The organism is Aeromonas sp. 600948, assembly GCF_049174875.1.
GTDB lineage: Bacteria > Pseudomonadota > Gammaproteobacteria > Enterobacterales > Aeromonadaceae > Aeromonas > Aeromonas veronii_A.
Genome location: NZ_JAAKTY010000010.1, coordinates 23,758 through 36,373, shown reverse-complemented (window position 1 = coordinate 36,373; position 12,616 = coordinate 23,758). Strand labels below are relative to the sequence as shown.

The window sequence follows — 12,616 nt, the reverse complement described above, 5'->3', positions numbered from 1 at the left end:
ATGCTCAAGATTGCCGATCACACCTTCTCATCGCGCCTCTTTACCGGCACCGGCAAGTTTGCCCGCCCTGACCTGATGGCCGCCGCCATCGAGGCGAGCGGCTCCCAACTGGTCACCATGGCTATCAAGCGGCTGGAACCGGGCAAGGCCCACGACGATATCCTGAGCCCCTTGCTGCAACTCGGGGTCAAGCTGCTGCCCAACACCTCAGGCGCCAAGACCGCCGCCGAGGCGGTATTTGCTGCCCACCTCGCCCGCGAGGCGCTGGGGACGAACTGGTTGAAGCTGGAGATCCACCCCGACCCGCGCTATCTGCTGCCCGATCCCATCGAGACACTGAAAGCCGCCGAGCAGCTGGTGAAGGAGGGCTTTGTGGTGCTGCCCTACTGTGGCGCCGACCCTGTGTTGTGCAAACGGCTGGAAGAGGTGGGCTGCGCCGCCGTGATGCCGCTCGGCGCGCCCATCGGCTCGAACCAAGGGCTGGTGACCCGGGAGTTTCTCTCCATCATCGCCGAGCAGGCCAATGTGCCCGTGGTGGTGGATGCGGGCATAGGTGCGCCGAGCCACGCCGCCGCCGCCTTTGAACTGGGTGCCGATGCCGTGCTGGTCAACACCGCCATCGCGGTGAGCGGCGACCCGGTCGCCATGGGCCGCGCCTTTGCGCTGGCCTGCACCGCCGGGCGCAGCGCCTATGAGGCAGGCCTTGGCGCGCGCGCCCTGCAGGCTCAAGCCTCCAGCCCGCTCACCGATTTTCTGGGGGCGTTATGAGTCATGATGCTGGCTCGGGGCAAGAGCCAATCGCCACGCCCTCTTTCTCGGTTTCTCACGAGGCCGATGTGTTTAGCCCCCCTCTCCCTCTGGGAGAGGGGCTGGGGGTGAGGGCACTGGGTGTAAGGGCTAAGGAGCCTTCTTTTCTCGACCGATGGCAGGAGCTGGAGTGGGACGATATCGGCATGCAGATCCGCGCCAAAACTGCCGCCGATGTGGCCCGCGCCCTGAGCGCACCCCGCCGCACCCTGGCCGATTTTATGGCGCTGATCTCCCCTGCCGCCGAAGCCTATCTGCCGCAGATGGCAGCCGAGGCCGAGCGGCTGACTCGCCAGCGTTTTGGCAACACCATCGGCTTCTATGTGCCCCTCTATCTGTCGAACCTCTGTGCCAACGACTGCACCTACTGCGGTTTCTCCATGAGCAACCGCCTCAAGCGCAAGACCTTGAATACAGAGGAGATAGAGCGCGAGTGTCTGGCCATCAAGGCGCGCGGTTTTGACAGCGTGCTGCTGGTGACCGGCGAGCACGAGCACAAGGTGGGGCTCGCCTATTTTCGCGAGGTGATGCCCATCATCCGCCGCCACTTCAGCACGGTGGGGATGGAGGTGCAGCCCCTCTCGCAGGCCGACTATGCCGAGCTGAAAAGCCTCGGTCTCGACGCCGTCATGGTCTATCAGGAGACCTACCACGCCCCCACCTATGCCCGCCACCATCTGCGTGGCAACAAGCGGGACATCGCATGGCGCCTCGCCACGCCGGATCGGCTGGGCCGCGCCGGTATCGACAAAATCGGGTTGGGGGCGCTGATCGGTCTCTCCTCGGACTGGCGCACCGACAGCTACTTTGTCGCCGAGCATCTGAGCTGGCTTGAGCGCCACCACTGGCAGAGCCGCTACTCGCTCTCCTTCCCGCGCCTGCGCCCCTGCACCGGTGGGCTGGAGCCTGCCGTGGTCATGTCGGATCGACAATTGGCCCAGCTTATCTGCGCCTGGCGCCTCTTCTCGCCCACGCTGGACTTGTCGCTCTCCACCCGCGAGTCGGCCACCTTTCGCAACGGTGCGGTGCGCCTTGGCATCACCCAGATGTCGGCCGAGTCGCGCACCCAGCCGGGGGGCTATGCCGAAGGGGATGCGGAGGAGCTGGAGCAGTTCGCCATCCACGACGACCGCCCGGTGGGTGAAGTGGCCGCCGCCGTGCGGCAGGCCGGGTTGCAGCCGGTGTTCAAAGATTGGGAGCCGTTTTTGGGTCGTTAACGACGTTTACAGCTGCGATAACAGACTGCGGCAAGCAGATCGGAGGGGCAGATCCCCGCCACTGCTTGCCGCTTTGCTTTGTTTGCTCAAATAGGATTGTTTCGTTGGTGCGACGATGCTTCTTGATATCGTTTCGCCAGTGCAAAAATCGTGGCTGCTGGTCAGCTTATTGAATGGGCCATTGCGACCATTAGCAATGGCCCATTTACGCTTGGTTAGTGCTAAGAACATCGAAGTTAAACATGCGGGAGAAAGATTGGAATTGAAATGCATCTTTATGTATTTATTGACAAAATTTCTGTCGTGTAGTCTTCTGTGAATGTTGCCGCCTTCCACTTCCCTTGCGTAGCCGCATGCATGCTCGCAGAGGCCCTGTGAGGGATGTCAGTGTCCAACACTGTCGTTTTCGGACGAGGAGGCAGCCATGAAACACAAATGTGTTCCTGTACGGCGCTACCAACGTTTCCGTTTTGGTCGCTGGGAGGATGTGTGTCAACACTATCGCTCCCTGCCAAATCGGTAATTGAGGTAAACCAAGGCGGCAATATCTTCATTGCTTCTTCTTGAAACCCCTATGCACTGATCATTTTCCGGTAGTGTTCTGCATCTCCAGTTTCTTCAAATATCTTCTTAAAAATATCCATAAACCGTTGATAATCACCAACGCTGATATCAGATATATTGATTGCATCAGAATGAGAGGACCGATTCAAATATCTATATAAAACTTTAAATTTATGGTCTGTTTTTTCTAGCTCAGATATAACTCTATGTAACTTGTCATTCTTATGAACAAATGAAAAATAATGCTCTAGGATATTTCTCATCGCATTGGGGATCAGAGGTGACCAAATATTACTTTCATTGAAAGCCTTAATGGCAGTCCAGTATAACTCATAGTCGTTCTTTATTTCATCTCGACCCAATATGACAATTTCACTATATATGTCTTTTTTAACTCGATAAAGGCTGTATAGTTTTTCAATATTCTTTGATTCAGTTTGTTTAAGCAGTTCATGATAGAAAAACAAATTGTGAGTTAGAACTATTGATTGACCATATTTTTCCTCAAATATTTCGTTGTGAATCATGGTTGCTACATCATATACATAATTAGAGGATAGGCTGGATATGGGGTCGTCAATAACAATAACTTTCTCAGATTTAGGAGTGGAACAGTTGTCTTTCTCTGTGTCACCTTTTATCATCTCAATGAAATAAACAAGTGAAATTAATGTTTTCTCGCCCTCGCTAAGGGTGTGATATATTTCTCCTGTTGCACCACCTCGGTGTATTCGATATGACCCATCACCATGCTTGATGAGTTCAAAGCTATCTAAACCCAGGGATTTCAATCGGTTGTTGATAGCATCTAAAGATGAGTCAATTCCAACAATGTTGCTGGCAAGCTCTTTAATCTTTAATCTTTAATCTTTAATCTTTAATCTTTAATCTTTAATCTTTAATCTTTAATCTTTAATCTTTAAATCTATTGAAGTTAATTCGGTTTTTGCTTTAAGATGCACACTGTTATTTTTTTTCTATTTCAATGTCAGCCAATCTAATTTCTTCTTTGTAATCAGAAAAAACCTTGCTCAAATCTTCATTTATTAATCCCCAAAACTGTTTTTCTATATTGGTTTCAATGGTTTTTTTCTGTGCTAATTGTGTGCTGTATCCATCAATATCTAATCTTGCCGCTTCAATTAATGTATTGATCTTTGTGGAAAGTGAGGCTTGCTCAATGAGATTTATAATTTTTTCTGGATGCTTTATTTTTTCTACGATTAGCTTTTCGTTTGTTTCTATATAATCAATAAATTTGTTTTTTATTTTTTGAAATTCAGCATTGTTTTCAATGTAAGCTAGTTTGTCACTATTTAATTGTTCTTTGACTGACTGCACATAATTTTCATATTTCTCTTTGTATGTGTTCAATTTGGAGATTGCGTCGTCATAGTGGCTATTGAATACTTGATCAAGTTGCTCTTGAAATTCATTTGTTGGGGTTTTTTGACAAAATGGACAAACATCAGAATGTTTTAAATATTCGCGACCATCTCTGACCCAATGTTGATTATGAAGTTTTTCTATGAGTGATGAAAAATAGGAAGTTGATGTACTTACAAGGGGAGATTCAAGTAGTTTAGTAATATCACTTTCTGGTGTATGAGTGTTGATGAGCTCTGGCTTCATTGGTACTTCGACTGAGAATGCGTCAAGCTTCTCTTTCTCTCTTACTAAGTCATCAAGCGTGGCATCACTAATTTTTTTCCCGGACATTGCAGAATCAAAAAATGATGCCTTTAGAGATTTTCCTTTTAGACAGTAAGAAAGGGCATCTTTTTGGTAATGCTTTTTGTGTTGAAATATAGAGTCCTGATGTCTTTTTAATATATTTTCTTTATGCTTTTCGTATTCATCTATATCAATTTCAAGTTTACTTATTTGAGATGCCTTTAATTCTCTGTGCTTCTCTAGTTGGTCTATTTCTAATTGAATGTTAGAGTCATCCTTACCAACAGTAAATACACCGGGTTGTGAAGATGGTTCATAAAAAGACTCTCTTATGAAGTCGCTGTTATAGACATAATATCTTGTTTTTTCGTCGCTTTGGACATTGGATTGTTGGCTAAGCTGCTCTCCTTTTGCATGGGCGCTGATTAGGCGACCTATGGTGCTTTTCCCACTACCATTTTGCCCAAATAAGATTGTTCTCGGTTTGCTAAAATTAATTCTAGTGGGGATTGTAGGGTGATACGATGTAATATTTTGAAGTGTGATTTCTTTTATCATTTTTATATCCAAGTAATGTTAAGAGAATCGATCATATAAATATATTTATCAGTTTACAGTTGAGTGGGCTTTATATGAAGCTTAAATGTTATGAAATGTGACGAGTGTGCATCTAAGCGGATTCAGTAGTTCTAACGGTTTGGCAGGCGTATTGAAGGGATAGATGTGATGAATAGCAGATATTGCCCAGAACTTCCGTTTATATGATGAGCAAGATTGTTTCTTTAGTGTGACGATATGTATAAAGCTGTTTCGCCAGAGCCAACCCCATGGTTTTTGGTTAGGCCAGAATGTGGGGCTTGGCGTTTATCACTTTACTCAAAGCTGCTTGAGGTATTCGGTTAGCGAGAAGGGCAGAGCAAATTCCTTCATACCAGCCAACCTCTCCAGCTCTGCTTGGCCGACTTGCTGCAACTGGGTTTGCTGGGATGGCGTCAGGGTGGTGGCTCTCGCCTTGATCAAGGTGTCGAGAAAACTGCGGTCTCCCGCTACCGCCTGATGGAACGCCTTGATCGCCAGCGCATCCACTTCTGCTGCGGTGCAGCGCTCCATGCTTTTCTCATGCAGATAGATCAGCACTGTCGTCTGTTGTTCCCTCTCCAGTGACCAGAAGGGGTCGCTTTTTGCGGGCAGTGTGGCGCTGTGTTGTGACTTGATCGCTTCACATCGCTCAAATGCCGGATCCAGATCGTGTAGTGACAGGGCAAGGGTGCTGGAACTGGTTGCAAGCAGCGCAAAGAGCAAGGCAAGGCGTCTATAGAAGGAGAGACTCCAGCTACCCGGCGGCTTGTCTATTGCAGGGCTGTTGCGGCTGCTCATCGGCTTATGACTGCTTTTTCAGAAAGTAACTGATATGCCCCGGCGGCATATCGGGCAGCTGGCCAAAGACTTCGTAACCCTGCTTCTGATAGAAGGGGAGAGCCTGAAAACTGGTGGTTTCCAGATGGTAGTTGCTGATGCCCTTGCTTTGGGCGTACTGCTCCATGGCGCCGAGCAGGCGGCCGCCCCAGCCATCGCGGCGGATGCTTTCGTCGATCCAGAGCCAGTCGACGTGCAGCCAGCCCCACTTGATGTCGGCGATGATGCCGCCGTGTACCTTGCCCTCTTTATCCTTGATAAAGCTGGCGATCCGCTCGCGCAGATGGGTGCCGGCGTGATCCTTGTTGAAGCCCGAGAGGCCAATGCGCAGCGCTTCGATCTCATCGTCCTGAGGCGGTTGGGGTGGGGTTAGTTGCATAGTGCTTCCTGCTTGAGTGTGATGATCTCTGTCGGGTTGCGACGTGTTGTGTGCCGGGCTTACCGCTGCGTTACTGTTGATGTTTTACCGACACTACCCTAACGGAATCGGGTGGAGCCGTGCCAGCTTTTTGTGGGCCCAGGTTCGCCAGTCTCTGTCGCCCTGTGGTGGTGGGCGTATCGACCCTGTCGGGGTTTGTCCCTAGCATAAGGAGGATGCGGGGCAGGGGCTCCGCCATGCGGGCATGTGTTGATGCCCGTTTACGGATTTCTGGCGGAGAGAAAAGATGAAGCTGCGTTCCTTGTTGATGGTGGGGGCCCTGCTGCTGGGCGGTTGTGCGGTCAATCCCTACGGTGGTACTCAGGCTCCTGTCAGTGAACCCGATCAGCCAGTGAGCCAGCCGGACAAGCCGGTGACCAAACCGGATAGCGGGGACGTTCAGCCCAAGCCGGTGGCGCCGACCGGACTGGCGCAGGCCATGGCCGATCTCTTTGTGCAGGCCCCCGAGGTGCGGGAGCTGGCGCAAACCGGTCAGCCGGTGCTGCTGCTCACCCCGCCCCAGAACGGCACCGGCGAGCCGGTGGACACCCGCGCCATGGCGGCGGCCATGAGCAAGCGCATCCAGAGCAAGAGCGGTTTTCACTTTGTCGACCAAGGGCAGGTGGCGGCCATCACCGGCCAGCTTGAGTATCAGCAGGGCAGGATGAACCCGGCCTCCCTGGTGCGGCTTGGCCGCCAGACCGGCGCCGGCTACATGCTCTACGGGGATCTGGTGGCACAGGGGAGCCGTTATCGGTTGTCGATGACCCTGATGGAGCTGCGCAGCGGCGAGCTGATCTGGAGCGGTAGTCGCTCCGCCAGCCACTGAGCGGTCTGCGACCAATCAAAAAGAGGGTTGAGTGCCTGTGCGCTCAACCCTCTTCTCATTTCTGGCCCTATGCCTGATGGGGCTTGTCTCTAGCGGATTGCCGCTTCCAGCGCGGCTATCTCGCCGCCGCTGATGAGCGCCAGGTTGCGGCTGATCTGCTCCACCGGCCAGTCCCACCAGGTGATGCCGTTGAGACGGGCGATGGTGTCGTCGTCGAAGCGGTAGCGGATCACCTTGGCGGGATTGCCGCCGACCACGGCGTAGGCGGGCACGTCACCGGTGACCACGGATCGGGCGGCGATAATGGCGCCGTTGCCGACCTTTACCCCTGGCATGATCAGGGCGTCATAGCCAATCCAGACATCGTTGCCGATCACGGTATCCCCCTTGTAGGGGAGGCTGCCCGGGGCGGGTGCGGCATGCTCCCAGCCGTTGCCGAAGATAAAGAAGGGGTAGGTGGAGAAGCCGGAGGTCTGGTGGTTGGCGCCGTTCATGATGAACTTCACCCCGCGGGCGATGGCGCAGAACTTGCCGATGATGAGCTTGTCGCCGACGAAGGGGAAGTGGTAGAGGACGTTGCGCTCGAAGCCCGCCGAATCCTCCGGGTCGTCGTAATAGGTGTAGTCACCCACCTCGATATTGGGCCCCTTGATGGTGTTCTTGATAAAACACACCTGGGGGAAGCCATTCATGGGGTGGGGATTGGCGGGGTCGGGTCCGTGCATCCGGGCTCCTAGGGTTGGCCGGGCTAGAGCGCCGGGAAGTAGCAGGCGCTCATGTCGATGGGGTGATCGGGGCAGCCGGGCAGATAGAATTGCCAGCCCGCATCGGAGAAGGCGCGCAGCTCGGTTTCGACAAACTTGATGGCGAGGCTCAGGGCCTGCAGGCTGTCGATGCCATAGATGAAGGTCTTGTCGCTCAGCCCCGCCAGCTTCACCTTGCAGCGCCAGTCACCGCTGGCGGACTTGGGATCCGGCTCGGGGGCCTTGATGGCGATCTTGAGGGTGAGCTGTTCCCCTTCGGTGCTGATAGCGTCGAAGCGGGCGGTAACGATGGCGTTTTTCATCTGGCGATTCCTTTTCCGTGGTACAGCCCCTGCGGTTGCGGGGGGCTGGCGTTCCTGATGGCTGATGAGGTGAAAACTGGACTCGTGACGGCCAGCGTAAATGAACTTGTGAGTTGAAACAATGAGATATCATTGAGCGAGGGAGGGGCCATCCGCCACTGCGAACGGTCGCAAGTCAGAGCGGCGGTGGGCGCAGGCAATCCTTGCTGGCCGAGACGTCTGCATGCTGCTAGATGTAAAGGATTGTTGGCTATGACGGCAGATTTTTCTCCGTTGCCGATGAGGGCGAGTGAGTCCTTTTAAGGCAGAATATCTCCCCCCTGTTTGACCCTAACGTACAGGAGTCTCCGTGGCGCTTTCGGTAACCCAGCTTTATGAAGTGATGGCCCAACTGCCAGATCCCATCTTCATCCTCAGTGAAGATGGTTATTACGTGGAATATATCGGCGGCATGGAGCAGCAATCCTATCACGATGGCAATCCGCTGGCGGGCAAGCAACTGGCCGATGTGCTGCCACCCGAGATGGCCATGTGGGTCAAGGCACAGGTTGCCGAGTCACTGGCGAGCGGTCAGGTGCGGGTGGTGGAGTATGAGCTATCAGCAGCCGAGGTGGGGGGGATCAATGCCGCCGTCGGGCCGCAGGGGGTACAACGCTTCGAGGGCAAGATTGCCCCGCTGCCCTCCCTCTATGACGGCAAGCGGGCGGTGGCCTGGGTGACTCGCAATATTACCCGCCAGTACGAGTTGCAGCAGCGACTGCAGCGCCAGAGCGAGACCGATCAGCTGACCGGTCTCTACAACCGCCGCTTCTTCTTCGAGCACTGCCAGCCGCTGCGGACAGGGGAGGCGCCCTGTGGCCTTATCATGCTCGACATCGATCACTTCAAGCAGATCAACGATCACTACGGCCATCAGCAGGGAGATCGGGCCTTGCAGCGATTCAGTGGCTGCATCGATGCCCTGTTGCGGGCGGACGATCTCTTTGTGCGCAGCGGCGGCGAGGAGTTTCTTATCCTGTTGCCACGGATCGATGAGGCCGGTTTGCTGCAGATGGCGGAGCAGATCCGTGCCGCTGTCGAAGCATTGCCTGCCGATCCGGTCGCCATCACGGTCAGTCTGGGCACAACCCTGGTGCAGCCGGAGGAGGAGATCAATCAGGCGCTGGCCCGGGCCGACGAGTGGCTCTATCAGGCCAAGCGGGCAGGGCGCAACCGGGTGGCACACTGCCCGGCACGCTGAGCTGATTGGTCCTGTTATTGGCAGACATCACCTTTCCTTTTGCCATAAATAAATTGGCTGACATCACTGTCAATTAGTAGAAAAGTTGGCCGTATTATTTCACTGATATTCTACAGCTTAAGGTGTTAATATTATCGGCCTGATCGCTGGTCTTATTTGTGTTGTTGGGCAACAGGATGAGGTTTTATCGGTATGTTATCAAAAGGGTTTGGATCTGGTTCTGGATGACGAATGTGACACATTTCATTGTCTTTTGAAACAATCCGATTCAAACGGTCATGAATTATTAACCTTGACCAGGTTGGCGATTTCAACGATGGTAGCGTGGCAGCTCCGTTTCCCTCCGGTGGCCCTGTTGGCTACTGGCGGCGTTGTTCTTTCACGAACAGGGCGATCTGCCATGACATATCGCCAGCCTGTTATTCGGGCCAATAAAAATAATGATGACAGACTAATAAGGTATATATTGCAATGAGTGTTTCTATTACTGAAAAGAGTCACCCTGTTTCAAAATTGAAATGGGAGAAAAGCGATTCGGTATGGACCATGGGCTTATATGCCACTGCTGTTGGTGCCGGTACGTTATTTCTCCCTATTACTGTCGGCAGTAATTCCCCGGTTATTTTGCTGTTTATATTATTGCTGGCTTTTCCGCTTTCTTATTATTCCCACCGGGCATTGAGCCGCTTTGTGCTCTCCAGTTCCCATAAGGAGGGGGATATCACCCATGTGGTGGAGGAGCACTTCGGTGCCAGGGCGGGCAAGCTGCTGATGCTGGTCTATCTGATGGCCTTCTACCCCATCATTCTGGTTTACAGCATCTCCATCACCAATGCGATCCAGAGCTTCGTGGTACATCAGCTGGGGGATGCCGCGCTTCCCCGCGGCTTGCTGGTGCTGGGGGTGATGCTGGGTCTGCATCTGATCCTGCTGGCCGGCAAACAGATCGTGGTGTCGGCCATCAGCGTGCTGGCTCTGCCGATGGTCGCCTTTCTGATTGGCCTCTCCATCTATCTGCTGCCCCAGTGGAGCCTCTCCTATTTCACAGAGAGTCAGGCAGTGGAGTGGCGTGACCCGGCGTTCTGGAAATCCCTCTGGCTGATCGTGCCGGTGATGGTGTTCTCTTTCAGCCATGCGCCCATTATCTCCTCCTTCAGTGCGGCGCAGAAAAAGCGCTGTCAGGAGAGTGCCGACCTGCGTGCCAAGCGGATCATCAAGTACAGCAGCATGTTGATTTGCGGCAGCGTGCTCTTCTTCGTGGTGAGCTGCGTGATGAGCCTGAGTCAGGCCGAGATGGCGCTGGCCCGCACCGACAATATCTCGGTGCTGTCGGCGCTGGCGAACAAGTTTTCCAATCCGCTGATCGCCTATGTAGGGCCGCTTATCGCCATTCTGGCAATGTCCAAATCCTTCCTCGGCACCTCCATGGGGGTTAGCGAGGGGACTGTGAGCATGGTGAGCGGTGCCTGTCAGGGGCTGGGGCTCTCCCTCAAGGAGTCGACCATCGCCCGGGTGTCGTCGGTGATCCTGTTTATGGTGACCGCCCTCATCACCTATCTGAACCCCAATGTGCTCGACATCATCGAGCGCGTCAGTGGCCCGCTGATCGCGGTGATCCTGTTTCTGCTGCCAGCCTGCTCCATCTATCGCTTGCCCGCACTCAAGCGTTATCGCGGGCCGAGTACCCTTTTTGTGTTGGTGATGGGGCTGCTTGCCATCTCGGCCCTTATCTACGATCTGCTTTGACCGGGCAGTATCCCGCACAAATCCAAAAGGGCGACCATCTGGTCGCCCTTTTTCTGTGCATCGGGGTTAGCCGAGCAGGCCGGTGGCGCTCTGGCCCGCCATCAGCAAGCCGAGGGCCAGCACGCTGAACCAGACCAGGGTTGCGCTTACCAGCAGATAGCCGCTGGCAACGAACAGACCGTCCCGCTGCAACATGCCGGTGGCCAGCAGCAGGATGGCCCAGGCAGGCATGGCGTTGGTGAAGGGGATGGCGCCCAGGGGTAGCATCAGCAGCAGGGCGGCCAGCATGATCAGCAGACCGTTGCAGCGGTTGACCGTGCTGCTGCCGGTCAGCACCAGCAGACGCGGGCGGATAACGCGATCGACACGGGCCAGCAGATCTGCCCCCTTGTGCAGGGTCGGCTTGAGCTGGTCGGCGGCGAAGCGGCGCTCCATCAGGATGGCGGGTAGCCAGGGCACCCGGTTGAGGGTGATGCCTATACCGATAAAAAGGATCAGCAGGCCAAACGGGGTGCTGACCCCGGGGATGGAGACCGGCAACAGAAAGGGGACGGTGAGCAGCACGCAAAACAGCAGCATGCCCTGTTCGCCCACCAGCTCCAGCATCTGGCGCAGGCTGATGTGGCTTTCGTCGATGGCGTGCGCGGTGGCCCGCAGGGTATCCGCGAGGGTGGTTTGGGGGTCGTGAAGTTGCGCGGCAACCATTCCCTGATGTCCTTCTGAGTGGTGATGACTGGTCCCTATGACCCGCTTTGGCGCCAGCATACGTGGCAGAGGTTAACCGTCGATGAATGGTGGCGGGGAGTACGGCAAGGCCACAATGGTACTGCTTTGCCGCGCCATCGATGAGTGTGATCCCCCCCATGAAAGTGATCCGGTACAGCCGCCGTTTAGGATGGGCCTAGGACGCCTCTGGTATGCTTTCTGCACAATCACACAGGGAGCAGGGGATGATGATGAAGAGAGCCGGGATAGTGATGATGGGGCTGTTGCTGCCACTCGGGCAGGTCTGGAGTAGTGAGGCAGCAACCACATCCGGTTGGCAGGTGACGCCGTTTTTCGGCTACAGCTCAGCCATCGACTTCGAGAAGAGTGACGAGGTGGTGCAGCCGGTCTCGCGCTCGGCCTCGCTCGATTCACTACAGGGGCAGGGCTCTGGCAGTTGGGGTCTCTTTATCAGCAAGGAGGTGGATGATCCGGGCATGATCGAGCTGCTCTACAGCCATCAGTCCACCACCCTCTCTCCCGACCAGCCGGATCGCCTGACGGTGGACATCCTGCACTTTGCCGGTGCTCTGACCCTCTCTGACAACCTGATGGCGCCCTATATCGGCGCCGGGATCGGGGTGACCCGCTTTGCCGCTTACGACAGCGAGGTGACCCCTTCCATGTCGCTGGCGCTCGGGGTGCAACCGCGCCTCGCCGAGCATCTGGCGCTGCGGGCCGAGGTGCGCGGTTATGGCTCGCTGGTTAACGACAACAACCAGTTTCTCTGCAACCCGGAGCAGTGCGTGTTCAAGGTACGCGGGGAGCTGGTGACCCAGTGGCAGGCCAATCTCGGTCTTACCTTCCGCTTTTAGGCGGGGGGATTTCCCCCCATAAAACAGGGGCCCCTGGGCCCCTGTTTCAGCAGCAATGT

At 54.7% G+C, this 12,616-nt stretch carries 13 protein-coding genes; 6 read left to right on the top strand and 7 right to left on the bottom strand.

All coding sequences use genetic code 11. The features are described from left to right. Together G5182_RS10415 and thiH are read left to right on the top strand one after the other, a co-directional pair. The gene (locus G5182_RS10415; protein ID WP_227341502.1) at positions 1-768 is read left to right on the top strand and encodes a thiazole synthase; all 768 of its coding nucleotides are present in this window, start codon (positions 1-3) and stop codon (positions 766-768) included. Then, positions 765-2,024 (top strand): 2-iminoacetate synthase ThiH, encoded by a 1,260-nt coding sequence (gene thiH, locus G5182_RS10410; protein WP_227341501.1) that lies wholly within the window; start codon positions 765-767, stop codon positions 2,022-2,024. The genes G5182_RS10415 and thiH overlap by 4 nt, the downstream gene beginning before the upstream one ends. 572 nt (positions 2,025-2,596) lie before the next feature. On the opposite strand, the gene G5182_RS10405 is transcribed toward thiH, so the two are convergent. The 4 genes from G5182_RS10405 to G5182_RS10390 all read right to left on the bottom strand — a co-directional run bounded on the left by G5182_RS10405 (position 2,597) and on the right by G5182_RS10390 (position 6,057). Further along, positions 2,597-3,442, bottom strand: a complete 846-nt coding sequence (locus G5182_RS10405) for an AAA family ATPase (protein ID WP_265328655.1) — start codon at positions 3,440-3,442, stop codon at positions 2,597-2,599. 112 nt (positions 3,443-3,554) lie between these two features. After that, positions 3,555-4,820: an AAA family ATPase gene (locus G5182_RS10400; protein WP_081042904.1), complete on the bottom strand. Its 1,266-nt coding sequence runs from the start codon at positions 4,818-4,820 to the stop codon at positions 3,555-3,557. Between the two features lie 318 nt (positions 4,821-5,138). After that, positions 5,139-5,639: a hypothetical protein gene (locus G5182_RS10395; protein WP_201968238.1), complete on the bottom strand. Its 501-nt coding sequence runs from the start codon at positions 5,637-5,639 to the stop codon at positions 5,139-5,141. Positions 5,640-5,643: 4 nt separating this feature from the next. Next, complete coding sequence (locus G5182_RS10390) at positions 5,644-6,057, bottom strand: GNAT family N-acetyltransferase (RefSeq protein ID WP_201968239.1); 414 nt, start codon at positions 6,055-6,057, stop codon at positions 5,644-5,646. 286 nt (positions 6,058-6,343) lie between these two features. Between G5182_RS10390 and G5182_RS10385 the strand changes: the two genes are divergently transcribed. Further along, a complete protein-coding gene (locus tag G5182_RS10385; protein ID WP_201968240.1) occupies positions 6,344-6,925 on the top strand; it encodes a penicillin-binding protein activator LpoB in 582 nt (193 codons plus the stop codon). A gap of 89 nt (positions 6,926-7,014) precedes the next feature. On the opposite strand, the gene G5182_RS10380 is transcribed toward G5182_RS10385, so the two are convergent. Next, the gene (locus tag G5182_RS10380; RefSeq protein ID WP_227341500.1) at positions 7,015-7,650 is read right to left on the bottom strand and encodes a Vat family streptogramin A O-acetyltransferase; all 636 of its coding nucleotides are present in this window, start codon (positions 7,648-7,650) and stop codon (positions 7,015-7,017) included. A 23-nt stretch (positions 7,651-7,673) separates the two neighbouring features. Then, positions 7,674-7,991, bottom strand: a complete 318-nt coding sequence (locus G5182_RS10375; protein ID WP_058056329.1) for a DUF6968 family protein — start codon at positions 7,989-7,991, stop codon at positions 7,674-7,676. A gap of 349 nt (positions 7,992-8,340) precedes the next feature. Between G5182_RS10375 and G5182_RS10370 the strand changes: the two genes are divergently transcribed. Both G5182_RS10370 and G5182_RS10365 read left to right on the top strand, forming a co-directional pair. After that, positions 8,341-9,231: a sensor domain-containing diguanylate cyclase gene (locus tag G5182_RS10370; RefSeq protein ID WP_159158084.1), complete on the top strand. Its 891-nt coding sequence runs from the start codon at positions 8,341-8,343 to the stop codon at positions 9,229-9,231. A gap of 690 nt (positions 9,232-9,921) precedes the next feature. Continuing rightward, positions 9,922-10,977: an amino acid permease gene (locus G5182_RS10365; protein WP_227341499.1), complete on the top strand. Its 1,056-nt coding sequence runs from the start codon at positions 9,922-9,924 to the stop codon at positions 10,975-10,977. 66 nt (positions 10,978-11,043) lie between these two features. Here the strand turns inward: G5182_RS10365 and G5182_RS10360 are convergent, their stop codons facing one another. Next, positions 11,044-11,682: an exopolysaccharide biosynthesis protein gene (locus G5182_RS10360; protein ID WP_227341498.1), complete on the bottom strand. Its 639-nt coding sequence runs from the start codon at positions 11,680-11,682 to the stop codon at positions 11,044-11,046. A gap of 251 nt (positions 11,683-11,933) precedes the next feature. Here G5182_RS10360 and G5182_RS10355 point away from each other — a divergent pair, with 251 nt between their 5' ends. After that, entirely contained in the window at positions 11,934-12,557 is a 624-nt protein-coding gene (locus G5182_RS10355; protein ID WP_227343111.1) for an outer membrane beta-barrel protein, read from the top strand. Positions 12,558-12,616 lie beyond the last annotated feature (59 nt).

Coding starts and splice junctions, on each gene's coding strand:
- thiH (WP_227341501.1), top strand. CDS start 765: ATGAGTCATGATGCTGGCTCGGGGCAAGAGCCAATCGCCACGCCCTCT.
- G5182_RS10390 (WP_201968239.1), bottom strand. CDS start 6,057: ATGCAACTAACCCCACCCCAACCGCCTCAGGACGATGAGATCGAAGCG.
- G5182_RS10355 (WP_227343111.1), top strand. CDS start 11,934: ATGAAGAGAGCCGGGATAGTGATGATGGGGCTGTTGCTGCCACTCGGG.
- G5182_RS10400 (WP_081042904.1), bottom strand. CDS start 4,820: ATGATAAAAGAAATCACACTTCAAAATATTACATCGTATCACCCTACA.
- G5182_RS10395 (WP_201968238.1), bottom strand. CDS start 5,639: ATGAGCAGCCGCAACAGCCCTGCAATAGACAAGCCGCCGGGTAGCTGG.
- G5182_RS10415 (WP_227341502.1), top strand. CDS start 1: ATGCTCAAGATTGCCGATCACACCTTCTCATCGCGCCTCTTTACCGGC.
- G5182_RS10380 (WP_227341500.1), bottom strand. CDS start 7,650: ATGCACGGACCCGACCCCGCCAATCCCCACCCCATGAATGGCTTCCCC.
- G5182_RS10385 (WP_201968240.1), top strand. CDS start 6,344: ATGAAGCTGCGTTCCTTGTTGATGGTGGGGGCCCTGCTGCTGGGCGGT.
- G5182_RS10360 (WP_227341498.1), bottom strand. CDS start 11,682: ATGGTTGCCGCGCAACTTCACGACCCCCAAACCACCCTCGCGGATACC.
- G5182_RS10375 (WP_058056329.1), bottom strand. CDS start 7,991: ATGAAAAACGCCATCGTTACCGCCCGCTTCGACGCTATCAGCACCGAA.